The sequence below is a fragment of the Ideonella sp. A 288 genome (genome assembly GCF_002198735.1).
Taxonomy (GTDB): Bacteria; Pseudomonadota; Gammaproteobacteria; order Burkholderiales; family Burkholderiaceae_C; genus Pseudaquabacterium.
Window position 1 is genome coordinate 1 of sequence record NZ_MWLO01000046.1, and the last position, 18,597, is coordinate 18,597.

21 protein-coding genes are annotated in these 18,597 nt (G+C 71.2%); 14 read left to right on the forward strand and 7 right to left on the reverse strand.

Features of this window, described 5'->3' with window-relative positions; all coding sequences use genetic code 11:
* Nucleotides 1-45: 45 nt before the first annotated feature.
* Nucleotides 46-756, reverse strand: coding sequence for a YebC/PmpR family DNA-binding transcriptional regulator (locus EOINJALH_RS02290; protein ID WP_088278697.1), 711 nt, complete (start codon nucleotides 754-756; stop codon nucleotides 46-48).
* 452 nt (nucleotides 757-1,208) lie between these two features.
* On the opposite strand from EOINJALH_RS02290, the gene EOINJALH_RS02295 reads away from it, so the two are divergent.
* From EOINJALH_RS02295 to EOINJALH_RS02355, 12 genes are all read left to right on the forward strand, one after another.
* Nucleotides 1,209-1,694 carry a hydrogenase expression/formation C-terminal domain-containing protein gene (locus EOINJALH_RS02295; protein WP_158219621.1) on the forward strand — a complete coding sequence of 162 codons (486 nt, stop codon included), beginning with the start codon at nucleotides 1,209-1,211 and terminating at the stop codon, nucleotides 1,692-1,694.
* The gene (locus tag EOINJALH_RS02300; RefSeq protein ID WP_088278699.1) at nucleotides 1,684-2,709 is read left to right on the forward strand and encodes a hydrogenase small subunit; all 1,026 of its coding nucleotides are present in this window, start codon (nucleotides 1,684-1,686) and stop codon (nucleotides 2,707-2,709) included. Before EOINJALH_RS02295 ends, EOINJALH_RS02300 begins: the two co-directional genes overlap by 11 nt.
* Nucleotides 2,710-2,760: 51 nt before the next feature.
* The gene (locus EOINJALH_RS02305; protein WP_088278700.1) at nucleotides 2,761-4,512 is read left to right on the forward strand and encodes a nickel-dependent hydrogenase large subunit; all 1,752 of its coding nucleotides are present in this window, start codon (nucleotides 2,761-2,763) and stop codon (nucleotides 4,510-4,512) included.
* A 34-nt stretch (nucleotides 4,513-4,546) separates the two neighbouring features.
* Entirely contained in the window at nucleotides 4,547-6,451 is a 1,905-nt protein-coding gene (locus tag EOINJALH_RS02310) for a PKD domain-containing protein (RefSeq protein ID WP_088278701.1), read from the forward strand.
* Between the two features lie 58 nt (nucleotides 6,452-6,509).
* Nucleotides 6,510-6,875, forward strand: coding sequence for a hypothetical protein (locus EOINJALH_RS02315; protein ID WP_088278702.1), 366 nt, complete (start codon nucleotides 6,510-6,512; stop codon nucleotides 6,873-6,875).
* Between the two features lie 22 nt (nucleotides 6,876-6,897).
* Entirely contained in the window at nucleotides 6,898-7,134 is a 237-nt protein-coding gene (locus EOINJALH_RS02320) for a HypC/HybG/HupF family hydrogenase formation chaperone (protein WP_088278703.1), read from the forward strand.
* A 31-nt stretch (nucleotides 7,135-7,165) separates the two neighbouring features.
* Nucleotides 7,166-7,468 (forward strand): hypothetical protein, encoded by a 303-nt coding sequence (locus tag EOINJALH_RS02325; RefSeq protein ID WP_088278704.1) that lies wholly within the window; start codon nucleotides 7,166-7,168, stop codon nucleotides 7,466-7,468.
* The gene (locus EOINJALH_RS02330) at nucleotides 7,449-8,111 is read left to right on the forward strand and encodes a HyaD/HybD family hydrogenase maturation endopeptidase (RefSeq protein WP_088278705.1); all 663 of its coding nucleotides are present in this window, start codon (nucleotides 7,449-7,451) and stop codon (nucleotides 8,109-8,111) included. Before EOINJALH_RS02325 ends, EOINJALH_RS02330 begins: the two co-directional genes overlap by 20 nt.
* 250 nt (nucleotides 8,112-8,361) lie before the next feature.
* A complete protein-coding gene (locus tag EOINJALH_RS02335; RefSeq protein WP_088278706.1) occupies nucleotides 8,362-9,477 on the forward strand; it encodes a hydrogenase formation protein in 1,116 nt (371 codons plus the stop codon).
* Nucleotides 9,470-9,817, forward strand: a complete 348-nt coding sequence (gene hypA / locus EOINJALH_RS02340; RefSeq protein ID WP_088278707.1) for a hydrogenase maturation nickel metallochaperone HypA — start codon at nucleotides 9,470-9,472, stop codon at nucleotides 9,815-9,817. Before EOINJALH_RS02335 ends, hypA begins: the two co-directional genes overlap by 8 nt.
* A 190-nt stretch (nucleotides 9,818-10,007) precedes the next feature.
* Nucleotides 10,008-10,586, forward strand: a complete 579-nt coding sequence (locus EOINJALH_RS02350; protein ID WP_088278709.1) for a HupE/UreJ family protein — start codon at nucleotides 10,008-10,010, stop codon at nucleotides 10,584-10,586.
* 38 nt (nucleotides 10,587-10,624) lie between these two features.
* Nucleotides 10,625-11,209: a HupE/UreJ family protein gene (locus EOINJALH_RS02355; protein ID WP_144289819.1), complete on the forward strand. Its 585-nt coding sequence runs from the start codon at nucleotides 10,625-10,627 to the stop codon at nucleotides 11,207-11,209.
* Nucleotides 11,210-11,239: 30 nt separating this feature from the next.
* Here EOINJALH_RS02355 and EOINJALH_RS02360 read toward each other — a convergent pair whose 3' ends face one another.
* Nucleotides 11,240-11,812, reverse strand: coding sequence for a hypothetical protein (locus tag EOINJALH_RS02360; RefSeq protein WP_158219622.1), 573 nt, complete (start codon nucleotides 11,810-11,812; stop codon nucleotides 11,240-11,242).
* 192 nt (nucleotides 11,813-12,004) lie between these two features.
* On the opposite strand from EOINJALH_RS02360, the gene EOINJALH_RS02365 reads away from it, so the two are divergent.
* A complete protein-coding gene (locus tag EOINJALH_RS02365) occupies nucleotides 12,005-12,268 on the forward strand; it encodes a DUF3144 domain-containing protein (RefSeq protein WP_158219623.1) in 264 nt (87 codons plus the stop codon).
* A gap of 44 nt (nucleotides 12,269-12,312) precedes the next feature.
* Here EOINJALH_RS02365 and EOINJALH_RS02370 read toward each other — a convergent pair whose 3' ends face one another.
* Nucleotides 12,313-13,239, reverse strand: a complete 927-nt coding sequence (locus EOINJALH_RS02370) for a polysaccharide deacetylase family protein (protein ID WP_088278713.1) — start codon at nucleotides 13,237-13,239, stop codon at nucleotides 12,313-12,315.
* A 107-nt stretch (nucleotides 13,240-13,346) separates the two neighbouring features.
* Between EOINJALH_RS02370 and EOINJALH_RS02375 the strand changes: the two genes are divergently transcribed.
* Entirely contained in the window at nucleotides 13,347-14,102 is a 756-nt protein-coding gene (locus EOINJALH_RS02375; protein ID WP_088278714.1) for a fumarylacetoacetate hydrolase family protein, read from the forward strand.
* Between the two features lie 22 nt (nucleotides 14,103-14,124).
* Here the strand turns inward: EOINJALH_RS02375 and EOINJALH_RS02380 are convergent, their stop codons facing one another.
* The 4 genes from EOINJALH_RS02380 to EOINJALH_RS02395 all read right to left on the reverse strand — a co-directional run bounded on the left by EOINJALH_RS02380 (nucleotide 14,125) and on the right by EOINJALH_RS02395 (nucleotide 18,563).
* Complete coding sequence (locus tag EOINJALH_RS02380) at nucleotides 14,125-15,528, reverse strand: amidase (RefSeq protein WP_088278715.1); 1,404 nt, start codon at nucleotides 15,526-15,528, stop codon at nucleotides 14,125-14,127.
* Nucleotides 15,525-16,820, reverse strand: coding sequence for a TRAP transporter large permease (locus EOINJALH_RS02385; RefSeq protein ID WP_088278716.1), 1,296 nt, complete (start codon nucleotides 16,818-16,820; stop codon nucleotides 15,525-15,527). The genes EOINJALH_RS02380 and EOINJALH_RS02385 overlap by 4 nt, the downstream gene beginning before the upstream one ends.
* Nucleotides 16,817-17,428, reverse strand: coding sequence for a TRAP transporter small permease subunit (locus EOINJALH_RS02390; protein WP_088278717.1), 612 nt, complete (start codon nucleotides 17,426-17,428; stop codon nucleotides 16,817-16,819). Before EOINJALH_RS02390 ends, EOINJALH_RS02385 begins: the two co-directional genes overlap by 4 nt.
* A 70-nt stretch (nucleotides 17,429-17,498) precedes the next feature.
* Nucleotides 17,499-18,563: a TRAP transporter substrate-binding protein gene (locus EOINJALH_RS02395; protein ID WP_088278718.1), complete on the reverse strand. Its 1,065-nt coding sequence runs from the start codon at nucleotides 18,561-18,563 to the stop codon at nucleotides 17,499-17,501.
* Nucleotides 18,564-18,597: the final 34 nt, after the last annotated feature.

Below are 18,597 nucleotides of genomic sequence, written 5' to 3' on the forward strand. Positions count from 1 at the left end.
TCGGGGGTCGTCTGAGCGGGCGTGATCGAAGGACTCGCAGTGTTCTCAGCCCTGCAGGCCGGCGAACACGTTCTGCACGTCCTCGTTGGCGTCCAGCGCGGCCAGGAAGGCTTCCACCTCGTCCAGCTGCTCGGCGCTCAGGCTGGCGGGGTCCACCGGGTTCTTCGGCTTGTAGCCCAGCTTGGCCGACAGCACGGTGAAGCCCTGCGCCGGCAGCGCGCGGCCCACCAGGTCGAGGTCGGCGGGGTCGGTCAGGAAGGTGGTCACGCCGTCCTCGGCCGTGTCGAAGTCTTGCGCGCCGGCCTCGATGGCCGCCATCTCGGGGTCGCTGCCGGCCACGGCGGGTTCGGCCTCGATCAGGCCCACGTGGTCGAAGTCCCACGACACCGAGCCCGAGGTGCCGAGCTGGCCCTTGCGGAACAGCACGCGCATGTCGGACGCGGCGCGGTTGACGTTGTCGGTGAGGCATTCCACCATCACCGGCACGCGGTGCGGCGCGAAGCCTTCGTACATCGCGTGCTCGAAGTGCACCGCCTCGCCGGTGAGGCCGGCGCCCTTCTTGATGGCGCGCTCCAGCGTGTCCTTGGGCATCGACACCTTGCGCGCCTGCTCCACCACCAGCCGCAGCCGGGCGTTGGACGCGGGGTCGGCGCCGTGGCGCGCCGCGATCATGATGTCCTTGGCCAGCTTGCCGAACAGCCGGCCCTTGGCGTTGGCGGCCAGGTCCTTGTGCTTGGCTTTCCATTGCGCACCCATGCGGGAGAGTCCTTTGCGTGGTGTCTGGAGAGGGGTCTGGAGAGGGTTCGGCGAATGGCCGACGTGCACCCGCCGTGCTGGCCGGCGCGAGGTCGCCGGACGATTCTAGGCGGCCGGGTCGAACAGCCGCCCGCAGATCACAGGGCCCTGCACCGGTGCGCGACGGGGGTGACGGGGGCAGACCCGTGCCTTGGACCGCTGCCATCCCCTTGCCGCGGCCGGCGCCTGGCACCTGCGATGAGCGGCCATCCGCGACAGCGAGCCTGGGTCGTCACCCGCGGCGCACGCGTGTCCCGCATCGCATGTCCATGCGTGTGAGTTGTAAGGGCATGCCACGGCGGGGTGCGGCCTTTGATCTGTCTCAATCGTGCCGATCTCGCGCTCGGGTTTCATGCGCCCAACGACCAATCCGTCGATGCAGACCATCGACGACAACCCTCGAGGCACGCTGCATGGCGCGACTTTGCGACATCCCGATCCGGATCGAACACAACACGGCCAGCGGTGCAGGCCAATCGCGCATCTCGGCTGCGGTGCTGGCCATCCTGCACGAGGTGCAGGAAATGCTGGAGCAGTACCAGGCCTTCGGCCAGCATGGCTCGATCGACCTGCGATGGCTTTCGCTGCTGCCTGGCGACATCGATCAGTTGCGCGACGTGCTGGGTGATGGGGAGGTCACGGCCCAGGTCAGCGCACTGGGGGCGTCCAGCGCGCGCGAAACCGCCATCGCCTGCGTGTGGTGGGTGGAGCACGGCGGCCCCGACGGCGAAAGCCTGGGCACGTGGATCGAAGTGACCGAGGCCCCAGCGCTGCTGCGCAGCGACCGCGCGTCGATTCCCTACGGCCTGGACACCTTGCGCGACCGGCTCGTCTCGTTTGGCGGCGCGCGCGACCAGGCGCCGCCTCCGTTCGCACCAGGAGAAGCGAATGACCTCTGAGCAAACCATTCTTCAGTCCCTGCAGGCGCGCGGCGTCTCGCGACGGGCCTTCATGAAGTTCTGCACCGTCACGGCCTCCAGCCTGGCCTTGTCCACGCACGAGGCCAGCGTGTTCGCGCAGACGCTGGCCGGCGCGCGCCGGCCGTCGGTGATCTGGCTGTCGTTCCAGCAGTGCACGGGATGCTCGGAATCGGTGCTGCGCTCGTTCGACCCGACACTCGAGAACCTGCTGCTGAACTACCTGTCGCTGGACTATCACGAGTCGCTTCAGGCCGCCGCCGGCACCCAGGCCGAAGCGGCTCGCCGCAAGGCGATGGCCGACAATATTGGCCGTTATGTACTGGTCGTCGACGGTTCGATCCCCACCGCCGACAAGGAATACTGGTCTGCCACGGCGGGCGAATCGAACCTGGCCACGCTGCGCGAAGCGGTTCAGGGCGCGGGCCTGGTGCTGGCGCTGGGCACCTGCGCCACGTTCGGCGGCATTCCGGCGGCCTTTCCCAATCCCTCGTCCGCCACCGGAGTGGACGATCTGATGACGCAGGGCCTCATCGCCACCCGGCCGCTGGTGAATGTGTCGGGCTGCCCGCCGATCCCGGAAGTGATCACCGGCACCATTGCCTACTACCTGGTGAACGGCCGTGCGCCCGAACTGGACACCCTGAAGCGCCCCAAGGTCTACTACGGCAAGACGGTGCACGACTGCTGCAGCCGGCTGCCGCACTACAACGCCGGGCGCTTCGCCCAGTCCTTCGACGACGCGGGTGCGCGCCAGGGGCACTGCCTGTTCCTGCTGGGCTGCAAGGGCCCCGAGACCTTCAACGCCTGCGCGACGATGAAGTGGAACCAGGGCACCAGCTTCCCCATGCACTCGGGGCACGGCTGCCTGGGCTGTTCGGAACCCAGGTTCTGGGATCGCAACACCAGCTTCTACGAGGTGATGTCCAGCGCACCCCGCCAGGGCGATGGCAGCGCCTGCGTCGCACCGCCCAGGGTGGTGCTGCCACCGGTTTGAGTCCGAGCTGCGCACGTTCCGCCCCCACCCCATTCCAGAACCGAGGCCCGCATGAGCACCATCGTCGTCGATCCCGTCACCCGCATCGAGGGCCATCTCCGCATCGAAGCCCAGACCGATGCCCGCGGCGTCATCACCAAGGCCTTCTCCAGCGGCACCATGATGCGCGGCATCGAGATCATCCTGCGCGGCCGCGACCCGCGCGACGCGTGGGCCTTCACCCAGCGCATCTGCGGCGTGTGCACGGTGGTGCATTCGGTGGCCGCCATCCGCGCGGTGGAAAACGCGTTGAACTACCCCATCCCGGCCAACGCCCGCATCATCCGCAACCTGCTGTCGGCCAGCCAGGTGGGGCAGGACCAGGTGGTGCACTTCTACCAGCTGAGTCTGCTGGACTGGGTGGACATCACCTCCGCCGCCAAGGCCGACCCGGTGGCCACGTCCACGCTGCAGAAGTGCCAGTCGCCCTGGGGCAACAACAGCCCGGCCTACTTCGAAGGCGTGCGCCAGAAGCTGGTGAAGCTGATCAACTCCGGCCAGCTCGGGCTGTTCGCCAATGGCTACTGGGGCCACCCGGAATACAAGCTGCCGCCCGAAGTGAACCTGATGCTCTTCGCGCACTACCTCGAGGCGCTGGAGTGGCAGCGCAAGGTGATCAAGCTGCACGCGGTGTTCGGCGGCCGCAACCCGCACCCCAATTTCGTGGTGGGCGGCGTGCCCTGCGCCATCAGCGCGGCGCCCAACGCGGCCGGTGGCTTCACGCCGACGCCGGGCTTCACTGCGGTGGACGCCAACGGGCTGGCGCTGGTGAAGACCTGCATCGACGAGATGCAGGCCTTCATCAACCAGGTCTACTACCCCGACGCCATCACGCTGGGCAAGTTCTACAAGGACTGGTTCAAGAAGGGCGAAGGCATCGGCAACTTCCTGACCTTCGGCGACTTCCCGGAAACCGATGCCCTGGACCCGGGCAACCTGTTCGTCCCGCGCGGGGCCATCGTCAACCGCGACCTGTCGCAGGTGCTGCCGGTGGACCTGAACAACCCGACCGAGATCCAGGAGTTCGTGGCCAATTCCTGGTACGACTACAGCGCGGGCAAGAACGCGGGGCTGCATCCCTACGACGGCGAGACCACGCCGGCCTACACCGGCCCGCGTGCGCACTATGCCGAGCTGGACAACGCCAAGCCCTACTCGTGGGAGAAGACACCGCGATGGAAGGGCAAGCCCATGGAAGTGGGCGCGCTGGCCCGCGTGCTGGTGCTATACGCCAAGGGCAATGCCTCGGCGCGGCAGCTGGTGAACGGCGCCTTGGGCGAGCTGAAGCAGCCGCTCGGTGCGCTGTACTCCACCATGGGCCGCATGGTGGCGCAGGCCATCGACACCCGCCTCATCGTGGACCGCATGCCCGTGTGGTATGGGCAGTTGATGGCCAACATCGCGCGCGGCGATCTGGCCACCCACAACCCGGCCAAGTTCGACCCCGCCACCTGGCCGGCCACCTCGCGCGGCATGGGCTTCACCGAAGCGCCGCGCGGCGGCCTGGGGCACTGGATCTCCATCGCCAACGGCAAGATCGCCAACTACCAGTGCGTGGTGCCGTCCACCTGGAACTCCTCGCCGCGCGACCACCTGGGGCAGCCCAGTGCCTACGAGGCCGCGCTGGTGGGCCATTCGCTGGCCGTGCCGGGGCAGCCGCTGGAGATCCTGCGCACCATCCACAGCTTCAACCCGTGCATGGCCTGTGCCGTGCATCTGATGTCGCCGCAGGGGCAGGAACTGCTCCGCGTGAAGGTCTGCTGAGGCCGGCCCCACTTCGGAACAAGGCACACGCATCATGAACATGCAAACTCCTTGGCAACGGCTCGTGCGCCTGGTGCTCGCGGTGACCGGGCTCGTCGCCGCCGGCGGCGCCATGGCGCTGCCCGCCTACTCCACCACCACGGATGCCTACTGCCGCTCGATCGGCCGGCCAGTCACCGTGGCCACCGCGTGCGCCGATTGCCACCTCAGCAACCGTGCCACCCGCATGGACCCGCAGTGGACCTGGTACCAGGCTGCCCCCAAGGGCGCCTCGGCGCAGATGGCCAACTTCTGCCCGGTGGCCACTGCCAACCAGGCACCCAACGGCACCATCAGCCTGCCGGCGGCCAACGTGACCGTCACGGCGGGCCAGTCGGTCGCGTTCAACGCCACCGGCACCGACCCCGACAACAACACGCCGCTGACCTACGCGTGGAACTTCGGCGGCGGCGCCGCCAACAGCACACTGCAGAACCCGAGCGTGGTGTTCGCCACCGCGGGCACCTTCACCGTGTCGCTCACGGTCACCGACGCCAGGGGCCTGGCCGACCCCACGCCCGCCACACGCACCATCACTGTCTCGCCAGGGTCCACCGGCAACCAGGCGCCGAACGGCACCATCAACCTGCCGGCGGCCAATGTGGCCACCACGGTGGGCCAGTCGGTCGCGTTCAACGCCACCGGCACCGACCCCGACAACAACACGCCGCTGACCTACGCGTGGAACTTCGGCGGTGGCGCCGCCAACAGCGCACTGCAGAACCCGACCGTGGTGTTCAACACGGCCGGCACCTTCACCGTGTCGCTCACGGTCACCGACGCCAGGGGCTTGGCCGACCCCACGCCCGCCACGCGCCAGGTCACGGTGGTGGCGTCCGGCAACAAGCCGCCCACCGCCAGCATCACCGCGCCGGCGGCGGATCTGACGGTGGCCAAGGGCACCACCGTCGCGTTCGCAGGCACCGGCAGCGATCCGGACGGCAATACGCCGCTCACGTACCGCTGGAATTTCGGCGGCGGCGGCATGCCCGATTCGACCCTGCAGAACCCCAGGGTGGCGTTCAACAGCGTGGGCACCTTCAGCGTCACCCTCACGGTCACCGACCGCCTGGGCGCGGTGGTGGTGGACGCGCCGGTGCGCATCGTCACCGTGCGCGAGCCGCTGCCTGTGGGCTGCCGCGACAACGACGGCGACGGCTTCTCGCCCGAGGGGGGGCGCTGCGGCCCGGCCGACTGCAACGACAACAACGCCGCGATCAACCCGGGAGCCATCGAGCGATGCAGTGACGGGATCGACAACGACTGCAACGGCAAGACCGATGCCGCGGACCCGGCCTGCAACGGCAAGGACTGCGTGGGCGCGCTGCAGCCTCGCGCGCCGGTCAACATCACCCGGGCGCGCTGGGATTCCGGGGACCGCGAACTGACCGTGGAAGGCCAGGGTGCCCCGGTGGGCACGGCGGCCGACCTGTTCGATGCCGTGACCGGCGCCCTGCTGTCCAGCACGACGGTGAGGAGCAATGGTGCCTGGGAGTTCGAGGTCGAGCGGCTGGCCACCGCGCCCTGCCGGGTGCGGGTGGAGATTGCCGGCCAGCGCGGCGAGATGGCCGTGAGCGGCGCGCCGGCCACGTGCGGCGGTGGCACCGGCGGCGTCAACGCGGCGCCGGACGGCCGCATCCTCACCCCCGCCAATGGCGTGCGCGTGCGCCGGGGCCGCTCGGTCGCGTTCAGCGCCACGGGCACCGACCCGGACGGCAACCTTCCGCTCACCTACCTGTGGGACTTCGGCAGCGGCGTCACGTCCACCTTGCGGAACCCCACCATGGTCTTCCGCACCAAGGGCAGCGTGGTGGTGCGGCTGACTGTGCGCGACGCCAAGGGACTGGCCGACCCCACGCCGGCACAGATCACGATCCAGGTCACCGAATCCGACGACTGAACTTCAACCCGCGCAGCGCCGGCCGACTGGGCCGGCGGTGCCCAACCAAGGATCTGGCATGAGCAGCGTGACAAAGACCCTGTGCCTGCTGGCTGCCGGGCTCGGCCTGGCCGCCGCGGCCCAGGCCGGCCCGGCCTGGCAACAGCTGGGCGGCCAAGGCGACCGGTACTTCGTGCTGGTGGACCCGGCGATGGCCCAGGACGCCGCCACCTACCGCCACGCGGCGGCCAGCCTGTGCAAGCCCGGCCGCACCTGCATCGTGATGTACTGGCACGATCGAAACGCGGCCGCCAGCAAGATGCCGCTGTCGGCCGTGCAAGCGGCCGGGCTGCAGGCCCAGTACACCCGCACGCCCGCCACGGGCGGCGAGCGATTGCTGTTCCGCTGCCGCAGCGGCAGTCAGCCCGGCGCCTGCCTGCAGTAGCGGCCCGACAGAGGTCAGCCACATGTGCATTGCCATCCCGTCGCTCGTCGTCCAGGTGCTGGACGGACAGCGCGCCCTCGTCGACATGCGGGGCGAGCGCCGCGAGGTCTCGCTGGAACTGGTCGACGACGTGCAGCCTGGCGACCATGTGATGGTTCACCTGCAGCGTGCGCTTTACAAGGTCAGCGCCGCCGAGGCCGAACTGACGCTGTCGCTGATCGACGATATCCTGCGCGATGCTGACTTGCGCACCGCATGAACCCCACCCAAATCCGACACAGGACGCCGACATGAAACACCGTTCACTCTGCCGCGCAGCGGCACTGCTCGCCATCGTGTCCGCCAGTGCGCCGGCCTGGGCCCACCCGGGCCATGGCCACACCAGCCTGGTGGACGAGCTGCTGCACGCGGTCGCGCTGGACCACCTGCTGGCGGCCTCGAGCGGCTGGCCCGGCCTGGCGCTGGGCCTGCTGGCCGCGAGCGCCCTGCTGGTGGCGCTCGGCTGGGGGGTCGCCGCGGCGGCACCGGTCTGGCGCCGGCGCGGGCCTGGCGCGACCCTCGGCCATCGCCACCATGCCCGGGCCCACCGATAGCCCCAGCCCCGGCGGCGATGGCCTCATCGTCGTGCTCGGCATCGGCAACCTGCTCTGGGCCGACGAGGGCTTCGGCGTGCGTTGCGTCGAGGCGCTCGACCAACGCTGGACCTTTGCACCGCACGTGCGACTCATCGATGGTGGCACGCAGGGCCAGTACCTCCTGCACCACGTGCAGGACGCCCGCAAGCTGCTGATCTTCGATGCCATCGACTACGGACTGGAGCCCGGGGCGATCAAGCTGATCGAGAACGACGACGTGCCGCGCTTCATGGGGGCCAGGAAGCTGAGCCTGCACCAGACCGGCTTCCAGGAGGTCTTGTCGCTCGCGGCGCTGACGGATGCCTACCCCGAGCAGGTGCTGCTGATCGGCTGCCAGCCGGAGCAGCTGGAGGACTATGGCGGCAGTCTGCGCCCGCGCATCTGGCGCGCGATGGAAGACGCGCTCTCGCTCGGCATCGAGGCGCTGCGCCGCTGGGGTGCCGAGCCTCAGCCCAGGACGGCCCACCCGCCGGGCCGCGCCACCGTGACCGCGCCCACGCTGGCGCTTGCCGCCTGCGAAGGCGGCCGAGCGGCCGCCGAAGGGCCTGGCCGCATCGGCGACGAGCGCTTCCCGGCCCCGGCGGCGAGCGGCGCGAGGTGACGGCCGCGCGGGTCGCCGTCGATCCCGTGGTGGACGAGACCGCGCGCCGTGGCGCGGCGCGCATCGGCCGCTGCACCGCAGGTGCCGCCGACTTCGAGCAAGGCGTCGGCGGCGGTCGAGGCCGTCGTCGAGCCCATCGTGTGCGTCCGCGCGGCCAGGCTCAGTTCGTGCCGGCCGCACCGAGGGCTGCCGCCCCGGTGGCACGGTGTTGTGGCCCGGTGCTCAACCGATCGACCGCCAAGGGTGCGCGGTGACCGTGTCGTTGCCCGAGGCTGTGCTGCGCCTGCACCCCGGGCGGCCGTTGCCAACGATCAGCGGCCTGCGTGCCCAGTGGGTGCCGCGGTTCACGGCGGGCCGGGTCGCCAGCCAGCTGCCGGCGCTGCTCGGCTCGCTGTTCACCCTGTGTGCCTCGACGCACCGGCTGGTGGCGCGCCTGGCCGTTGCGGCGGCGCGTGGCGAGGCCGCCGTGGCCGAGCCGTCCGACCTGCGGGCACTGCAACTCAGCCAGGCGCGCGAGCAGATCTTGCGCATCACGCTCGACTGGCCGAGACAACTGCCGGGCGTCCCCGGCGCCATGGTCGACGCCGAGCCTGCGCGGCGGCTGCGCGATTGCCCGCTGTGGCGCCGCGACCTGGACGCCGAGAGCCAGCTTCGAGCGATGCCAGCCTGGCTGGAGCATGAGTGGCTCGACCTGGCGCCTGAGGCCTGGCTCCGGGGCCACCGCAACGATCCGCGCGAGTGGGCAGCGCGGTGGTGTGCCGCCGGCCGCGGCCCGGTGGCTGCACTGCTGCGCAGTCAATTGCTCCCCATGCAGGCACTGGCCACGCCGGCGAATGCGCTGGACCTGCTGCGCGACCCCACGGCCACCATGCCGGCGCTGGCGGCGCTCATGGCCGGGGAGCCCGGGTTCTGCAGCCGACCGGAGTGGGGCGGCCGGGTGTGCGATACCGGCCCCTGGTCGCGCGTGAACGACCCGGCATCGAGGGCGGCCGACGGGGCTTGGCCGCGCCTGGTCTCGCGGGTGGCCGATGCGCTGATGCTGGCCGGGCCGACGGGCGACCGGTGGCTCGCGCACGGCGCCATGACGCTGGGCACGGGAGAAGGCGTGGCCTGGGCCGAGATGGCGCGTGGCCTGCTGGTTCACCGGGTCCGGCTGGCCGGGCAAGGCGACGATGCGCGTGTCGCAGCCTGCCAGGTGCTCGCGCCGACGGAATGGAACTTCCACCCAGGCGGCCTGCTGGCGCAGGCGCTGTCGGGGCTGCGCGGCGCCGGTGCGGTCGACGCCGCCCGGCGCCTGGCATGCACCTTCGACCCCTGCGTGGCCTTGGCGGTCGAGGACGCGCCCGAGGAGGCCGCCCATGCATGAGATGAGCCTGGCCGGAGGCATCCTGCAGGTGGTCGAAGACGCCGCCGCGCGCGAGCAGTTTGTCCGGGTCAAGCGCCTGGTGATCGAGGCCGGCGCCTTGTCGGGCGTGGAATCGAGGGCGCTGAGGTTTTCGCTGGAGGCGTTGTCGCCGGGCACCTGCCTGGACGGCGCGGAGATCCAGATCGACGAACCGCCTGGCCAGGCGTGGTGCCTGGCCTGCGGCCAGACGGTGGAGATCCGCTCGCGGCTCGACGCCTGCCCGCTGTGCGGCGGCCACCAGTTGCAGCCCACCGGCGGCACGGCACTGACGGTGCGCGAGCTGATCGTGCACGAAGACTGACGGAGAAGATCATGGGCGTGGTGTGTGTCCGTGCCAACGCTGACAAGGCGGCCGAGTGGGCGACCGAAGGGGCGGCCGAGGGGGCGACCGAGGGCCCTGTCGCCGCGGCGATCCACGCCAACCCCGGCACGGGTTGGCACCTGTCCCCTGTCAGGTTCACCGCTGCGTCCCTGACGTGGACGCTGATGCCGTGAACGCCCCTCTGGTGCTGATCCTGCTGCTGACCGTGGCGAGCCCCGTCTCGGCCCACAGCGCGGGTGGCATGGCCGGCGGGTTTCTCAGCGGTGTCCTGCATCCCCTGGCCGGACCGGACCACGTGGCGGCCATGGTGGCGGTGGGTCTGTGGGGCGCCTTCCTGGGGCGGCCCGCGGTGTGGATGCTGCCGGTGGTCTTCCCCATGGTCATGGCCAGCGGCGGTGCACTGGCCGTGCTGGGGGTGCCGATGCCGGGCGTGGAAGCCGGCATCGCCGGGTCGGCCATCGTCCTGGGGGCCATGGTGGCGCTGGCAGCCAAGCCGCCGTGGTGGGTGGCTGCCACGATCGTGGGGGCCTTCGCCGTCTTCCATGGCCACGCCCATGGCACCGAGCTTCCCGATTCGGTCAGCCCGGTGGCCTACAGCCTGGGGTTCGTCAGCGCCACCGGCCTGCTGCATGCGGGCGGCATCGCCCTGTCCCAGGTGCATCGCTGGTGGCATGGCGCTGCCCTGGTGCGCGCCTGTGGCGCCGCCATTGCGGCGCTCGGCGTGTTCTACCTCGCGAACGCCCTGTGAGCGAGCGGCTGGCCCGGATCGCTGTGTGGCTGGGGGCCATGGCCGCAGCGCTGCCGCTGCCGGCACATGCACACGACGTGATACCGGGCATCGGGGCCTTCGGCAACGGTGCGCTGCACCCGCTGGCCACGCCTGCCCAACTGATGGCGCTGCTGGCGCTGGGCCTGCTCGTGGGGCAGCACAGGCCGGCATCGACGGCGGCGGCGACGGCCGCGCTGCTGGCGCTGATGGTGGCGCTGATGGTCTGCCTGCCGATGCACCGCGTCGCGGGAGACCCCGATACCGAGCGCCTGCTGCTGGGCCTGGCGTTCGTGCTCGGCGCTGCCACGGCGGCCGCACGCAGCCTGCCGGCACCCCTGCTGGCGCTGCTGGCCGCAGCCACGGGCGCGGCCGTGGCACTGGGCTCGGGTCCGGAGGGCGTGGACGGCCAGGATCGGTGGCTGATGTTGGCCGGCTCGGGGCTCGCGTCATGGCTGGCCAGCAGCACTCTGGCCACCCTGGTCGGCCTGGCCAGGCCGCCATGGCTGGGGATCGCCGTGCGGGTGCTGGGCTCCTGGATTGCCGCAGCAGCGCTGTTGGTGCTGGCCCTGGCCGCGGCCCTGTTGCGGCGCGGCGGCGCCTAGGCCCCGGCGGTCCGCATCAGGCGCTTCGCGTCAGTCGACCCATTGCCTGAAACCGGGCAGCAGGGACAGGCCCAGCGCCGCCAGCACCAGCACGATGGTGCCGGGCTCGGGCACGCCGACGGGCTCGGGCAACACCACGGCGAGGCCCCGTCCCGCGGCCTCCAGTTCGGCGAACGAGTGGTCGGCATCGCCCAGCGGCAGGTCGGGCCTCGGCAGTCCGTCCAGGTCGGAGGCGTGGATCGACAGCGCCTCCACTCCGCCCAGTTCCCAGGTCAGGGGGCTGACCAGGTCGGCCCAGGGGTCGTCGTCGACGCCGCAATCCGGCGCGTCGTCGAGGTCGCAGCGAAACGGGCCTTGCCCGTCGAGCGCGGCGCTGTCGCGCTCGGCCACGCTCCACAGGTTCGCAGCGACCTCGGGGTGCGAGTGCGTCGGATCGTGCACGGTGGCGGCCCACGGCCCACCCGCCAGGGGCAGCGCCTGAGCCGGTGAAGCCCACGGGCCCAGTGCCAGCGCCAGGCCACAGGCCGCCAACCACCGCACCGGCGCGCCACAGGGGCGTGCGGGCAATGCAGGGTGGGTGCTGGTCATGGGGTGCGTGGACATTTCGGCAGGGGCGGCCATTCCCGCGCCTGTTCAACGCATGCTAGGGCGCCCGTGGCGCGGCACGTTGAGTCTGCGCAATCGGGGCCGGCCGGTGCCACGGGCCCGCGGCACCGATGGCGGCAGGGGTGTTCGTCGATCGCCGCGAAGGCGATGACAATCGGGCCCGTTGCAACGCCCCACCGAAAGCGCCCCATGGCCTACCCTCCGGAGTTCCTGAAGCTCGTCGACGAGTTCATCCACCTGGCCAACCGCCTGGCCGCCGAAGGCAAGGGCGGCGAGGTCAGCGCCGCCATCCTGTTTGCGGCGGGGCGCTACAACGCGTTCAACTTCCTGTCCGGCGGCGGCACGGCCGAAGATCGCGGCAAGGCGGTGGACTTCTACGTCACCGAGTACCGCAAGGCCATCGTCTCCAACCTGGACGGCGTGGTCGGCCCGGTCGTCAAGGGCCAGGGGTAAGGCGCTCGGCACCCGGCGGCCGCCGGGCGCGCCGTGCGGCAGGCTCAGGCCGCCGAGGCCTGCGCCAGCCAGTGCCGCGCGATGCCTTCGCGCGTCATCACCCGCACTTCGTCGCCCAGCCCGGCCACCTGCCGCAGCACGGCGTCGAGCCCGGCGATGCGGCCCGGCCTGCCGATGATGCGGCAGTGCAGGCCGATGGTCAGCAGGCGCGGCGCGTGGCGGGCCTCGGGCCGCAGCGCCTCGATCGCATCGCCGACGTAGCCCGAGAAATCGGCCGCGCGCACGAAGCCGCCGCGGTCGAAGAAGCGCATGTCGTTGGTGTCGAAGCCGTAGGGCAGCACCACGTGCGGCGGGCCGCCGTCGCCCAGGTCCAGCGTGTGCGGCAGGTCGTCGCCGTAGTCGTCGCTGTCGTAGACGAAGTGGCCGGCTTCGCGCAGCAGGCGGCGGGTGTGCACCGAGCGCGAGCCCTTGCAGTGCCAGCCCGCCGGGGCGCGGCCGCCCAGGCGGGCGATGGTGGCCACGGTGCGGGCGATCGACGCGCGCTCTGTGGCCTCGTCCATCGTGGCGGGCGATTCCCAGCGCCAGCCGTGGCCGCACAGCTCGAAGCCATGCCGGCGTGCGTCGTCGGCCACCCAGGGCGTGCGTTCGAGGGCGCGGCCGCAGACGTTCAATGTGAGCGGCCACCCGGCGTCGATGAAGCGCTGCACGATGCGCCCGTAGCCGGCGCGTGCGCCGTATTCGAAGTGCGTGCCCAGGCAGTGGTCGGGCACGCCGTCGAGCCGCATCGTCACCTCGTGCACCGCCTCGTTGACGGCGTCGCCGTCGGCGATCGACAGCTCGGCGCCTTCCTCGATGTTGAGCACGAAGGACAGCGCCAGGCCGGCGCCGCCGGGCCAGCGCAGGGCCTGCAGCCGCGGGTCGCGGCGGGGTTCGAAGCGGCGGGCGTTGGCGAGGGTGTCGATCGGGTTCATGGCAGCACTTGGGTGGATGGGGCGGCGGGCCGCGGGGATGGCGCTGGGGGCCGGGGCGCGGCCGGCTGCGCACAATGGCGCCTTCCGAACCGCGAGGGCCCGACCCCATGACCGACATCGACGACGCCGCCACGCGGCTGCTGCAGGCCCGTGGCGACGGCCGACCGCGCCCGGCCCCGGCGCTGGCCGATGCCGACGCCGCCTATGCGGTGCAGGACCAGGTGGCCCGCACGCTGGGCTGGTATGCCGATGGGCCGGCGCGGCACTGGAAATCGGGAGGGCCGTCGCGCACCGCGGTGCAGACGCACGCCCCGCTGCCGCCGGCCGGCGTGTGGGCCAGCCCGGCGCTGGCGGGGGCCTGGCCCTTCACGCTGCGCGGCATCGAGGCCGAGGTGGCGCTGCGCCTGCGCGAGCCGGTGGACGCGGCGCGCGCCGCCGGGCTGGACCTGGCCGCGGCGTGTGCGCTGATCGACGCGATGGCCGTGTCCATCGAGGTGGTCGATTCGCGCTGGGCCGAGGGCCTGCAGGCGCCCGCGCTGGCCAAGCTGGCCGACCTGCAGTCGCACGGCGCGCTGGTGCTGGGCGCCTGGGTGCCGTTCGACGTGGCGCGCGACTGGTCGGCGCAGCGGTGCCGCGTGCGCCTCGGCACGCAGGCCGAGCAGGTGTTCGTCGGCACGCACTCGATGGCCGACCCGGCCTTCGTGCTGCCGGCCTGGCTGCGGCACGCCACCCGTCATGGCGTCGTGCTGCCGGCGGGCACCGTCATCACCACCGGCACCTGGTGCGGCCTGCTGCATGCGCAGGCCGGCGACCGGGTGGTGGTGGCCTTCGACGGCATCGGCGAGGCGAGCGTCCAGTTCTGAAAGTGCCGGGCCGGGCCGTGCCTCACAGCGGCGGCCAGGCCCAGCCGCGTGGCGCGGCGGCCTCGAACTGGCCGGCCAGGCCGAGCAGGGCCTGGTCGTGGCCGCGCGGGCCGATCAGCTGCACGCCGATCGGCAGGCCCGTGGCCGAGGGTTCGCAGGGCAGCGCCACCGCGGGCAGCCCGGCGGCGTTGACCCAGGCGGTGAAGATGGCATGGCCGCGCGGCCCCACCGGCTGGCCGTCGATGACCGGCGGATAGGGCTCGTCGGCCGGCCAGGGCAGCGCCGCCGCGGCCGGCGTGACGATCAGGTCGATGCGCTCGAACAGCCGCGCCACGTTGCGGCGCAGTTGCTCCACCGTTTCGAGGAGCTGCCACAGCGTGGCCGCCGGCACCTGCGCGCCGGTGTCGGCCATGGCCAGGTACTTGGCCGAGGCGCCGTCGCGCCACGCCGGGTGGCGCTCGAACAGCCAGGCCAGGCCGATCTGCCCGACCACCGGCCAGCCGCTGGTCATGAAGCCCAGGTCGAGCGGCAGCGCGCCTTCTTCCACCGCATGGCCCATCGTCGCCAGCCGGGCGGCGGCGGCGCGGCACGAGGCGGCGATCTCGGCGTCGACCGGCGCCGCGTCCAGCGTGGGCACGTACAGCACGCGCAGCGGCGACGGCATCGCCGCGGGCCCGGGCGCGACCTGCGAGCGCCAGTCGGCCGCGTGCGGCCCGCGCAGCGCGTTGAACAGCAACTGCACGTCGGCGATGCTGCGCGCGATCGGGCCGATGACCTCGAAATCCAGCAGCAGCGGCGGCAGCGCGTGCTCGCGCGCGATCGCGCCGATCGACGGCTTGAAGCCCACCAGCCCGGTGTGCGACGCTGGCCGACGCGTCGAGCCGCCGCCGTCGGTGCCGAGCGCCAGCGGCACCATGCCGGCCGCCACCGCGGCTACCGAGCCGCCGCTGGAGCCGCCGGGTGTGAGCGCCGGGTTCCACGGGTTGCGGGTGGTGCCGAACAGGGCGTTGCCGGTGTAGCCCTCGAGGGTGAACTCGGGCACGTTGGTCTTGCCGACGACCAGGGCGCCGCCGGCGCGGGCGCGCGCCAGCGCCAGTTCGTCCTGGGCCGGGCGGTGGTCGCGGCCGGCCACGCTGCCCCAGGTGGTGGGCAGGTCGACGCTGGGGATGTTGTCCTTCACCGCCAGCGGCAGGCCGTCGAGCGGGCCCAGCGGCGCGCCGCGGGCGAAGCGCTCGTCGCTGCGCGCTGCCTCGGCGAAGGCCGCCTCGCGGCGCAGCGCGACCAGGGCATTCAGGCGCGGGTTGACGGCGTCGATGCGCTCGAAGCACGAGGCCAGCACCTGCGACGGTGTCGCGTCGCGTCGGCGATAGGATTCGGCCAGCGCCACGGCGCTGAGCTGCCACAGCGCGGTCGGCAGGCGGCTCACTTCATCTGCCCCGGCAGCCAGGTGGCCAGGCCGGGCACCGCGATCAGCAGCAGCGTGAAGGCGATCATGATGCCGGCATAGGGCAGTGCGCCCACGATGGCGTCGCGGATGCCGCCCTTGTCGGGGCGGATGCCGTGCACCACGAACAGGTTCATGCCCACCGGCGGGGTGATCATGCCCAGCTCGCACATCAGCACGATGAAGATGCCGTACCACACCGGGTCGATGCCCAGCGCGGTGACGATCGGGAAGGTGATGGGGATGGTGGCCACCATCATCGACAGCACGTCCATGAACATGCCCAGCACCAGGTAGAACAGGATCAGCACCAGCAGCAACTGCGTGGCGGACAGGCCGAACGAGGTGACCCAGGCGGTCATCGCCTCGGCCACGCCGGTCAGGCTGATGGCCAGGTTCAGCACGAAGGCCGCGGTGATGATGAGCAGGATCATGCCGCTGGTCTTGGCCGTCTGCACGAAGCAGTGCTGCAGCAGCGTCCAGGTGAGCCTGCGGCTGTGCCAGGCGAAGCCCAGCGAGGCCACCACGCCCAGCGCGGCCGATTCGGTGGTGGTGGCCAGGCCGGTGTACAGGCTGCCCATCACGATGAAGAACACCACCGCCGGCGGCAGCAGGTCTTTCAGCAGGCGCAGGCGCTCGGCCAGCGGCACCTTGTCTTCGCGGATGGCGGTGCCGGTGACGAGCGCATGCACGGCGATGTAGCCCATGAAGCAGGACGTGAGCAGCAGGCCGGGGACGATGCCGGCGATGAACAGCTTGCCGATCGAGGTGTCGGTGAGCGAGCCGTAGATGATCATGTTGACCGACGGCGGGATCAGGATGCCCAGCGTGCCGCCGGCGGCGATCGAGCCCAGCGACAGCTTCATCGAGTAGCCGCGCTTGTAGAGTGACGGCAGCGCCACCGTGCCGATGGTGGCCGCGGTGGCCACCGACGAGCCCGAGGTGGCCGCGAACAGCGCGCTGCAACCCACGTTGGTGTGCAGCAGCCCGCCGGGCAGCCGGCCCAGCCAGGCGGCCAGCGCGCCGAACATGCGGTCGGCGATGCCCGAGCGCAGCAGCAGTTCGCCCATCAGCACGAACAACGGGATGGACGTGAGCAGGTTGTCGTTGTGCACGCCCCAGACCACCGGGGCGATGGAGTTGATGAAGGGCGCGCCGTAGGCCAGCAGGCCGCCGACGATGCCCACGGCGGCCATCGCCACGGCGATCGGCAGGCCCAGCAGCATCATGCCGAGCATGCCGAAGAAGGCGATCAGGATGTAGCTGACGTTCATGCGCGTGCTCCGGTGGCGGCGCCGGCCGTCGGGGGCAGGGCGCCGTCGGTGGACCGGTTCTTCAGGTCTTCGAGCTCCTCGTCCACTTCTTCCTTGGTGGACCGTGGCCCGAAGTCGCGGTTCAGCTCGGTGATGCGGCCGCGCAGCAACAGCACGGTGGCGCGTCCGGCCACGCCCACCGACACCAGCGCGAAGACCACCAGGCCGATCAGCCAGGCCGTCTGCGGATAGACCAGCGGCGTGGCCCACGGGGTTTGCGACACGCTCTGGTAGCTGCGCGAATCGGCCACCACGAACCAGGCCAGTGACGCCAGCAGCACCGCGAAGGCGGCCAGGCACACGGCCGACAGCCAGTTCAGACCGGTCTGCAGCGCCGGCGGCAGGCGGTCGTGGAAGACGTCGACGCGGATGTGCGTGCGCCCGATCAGCGCCAGGCTGAAGGCGATGGTGGCGCAGATGGCCAGCGCATAGCCACCCAGTTCGTCGGCGCCCTGCAGCGAGAAGTTGAAGGCCTTGCGGACCACGGTTTCCACCGCCACCAGCAGCGACAAGGCCACGAAGATCAGGCCGAACAGCGTGCCCAGCCAGCGTTCAATGGAGTCTTTCATCGGGTATCCCTGGGTCGGGTGGCGGGAGATCAGGCCGCGACGCACCGGCGTGCGTCGCGTTGTGTCGGTGTTACTGGATGCCGACGGCCTTGCCGACGGTCTTCTTCCAGGTGTCCGAGCAGCCGGGGTTGGCCTTGTCGCAGATCTCGGCCCAGGTGGGCAGCGAGATCGCGGCCACGGCCTTGCGCAAGGTGTCGATGTCGGCCGGCGTCACCGGCACGTCGATCAGCTTGAACTTCTTGCCGTTGAGGCAGGGGTCCTTGCCGGCGTTGCAGTTCAACGCGTCCTGGGTGAGCTCCTTCGAGTAGACCCAGATCTCGTCGGTGAGGGTCTTGAAGGCGGCCTGCATCTTGGCCTGCTGGTCGGGCTTGAGCTTCTTCCAGGCGTTCAGCGTGATGGCGTAGCCGTTCAGCGCCATCTGGAAGCCCAGCGGGTACTGGTGCGTGGTCACCTCGGGCCAGTTGGACGAGTTGGCCGAGCTGGGGCCGGTGATGGCGCAGTCGACCACGCCCAGCGACAGCGACTGGTGCACCTCGGTGAACGACAGCGGCACCGGCGTGCCGCCCACCGATTCGATGAACTTGGCCAGGTTCTGGTCGTACACGCGCACCTTCATGCCCTTCAGGTCGGCCAGCTTGGTGAGCGGCTTCTTGCAGAACAGGATCTGCGGGCCGAACGGCCACACGCCGAGCAGCTTGACCTGGAACTGCTTCTGCAGCCGCGCGTCGAGCGTGTCGAAGTAGGCCTCGTACACCTTGCGCGCGGTCTCGTAGTCGGGCGACGCGCCGACCAGGTCCATGCCCAGCAGCGTGGGCTCGTCGCGCGAGTTCTGCGACACGCGCAGCGAGACGATGTCGAATAGGCCCGCCTTCATCACGCGCAGCTGCTCGGTGTCCTTGATGCCCAGCGAATCGATGGGCTTGTAGTCGGCGTCGACCGGCAGCCCGGTGCGCTTGGCGAACTCGTCGAAGAAGGGCTTTTCCTTGTTCTTCTGGATCATGCCGGTGGCCGCCGGCTGGCCGATCACCTTGAAGGTGATGCGCTCCTGCGCCTGGGCGGCCAGGCTGCTGGCCAGCAGCGCGGCGGTGGTGGCCAGCGCGAGCGCGCCGCGGGCAAGGGGTTGGCAGAGGGTCATGGAGGGCTCCTTCAGGGGGGGCAGGTGAGGTGGG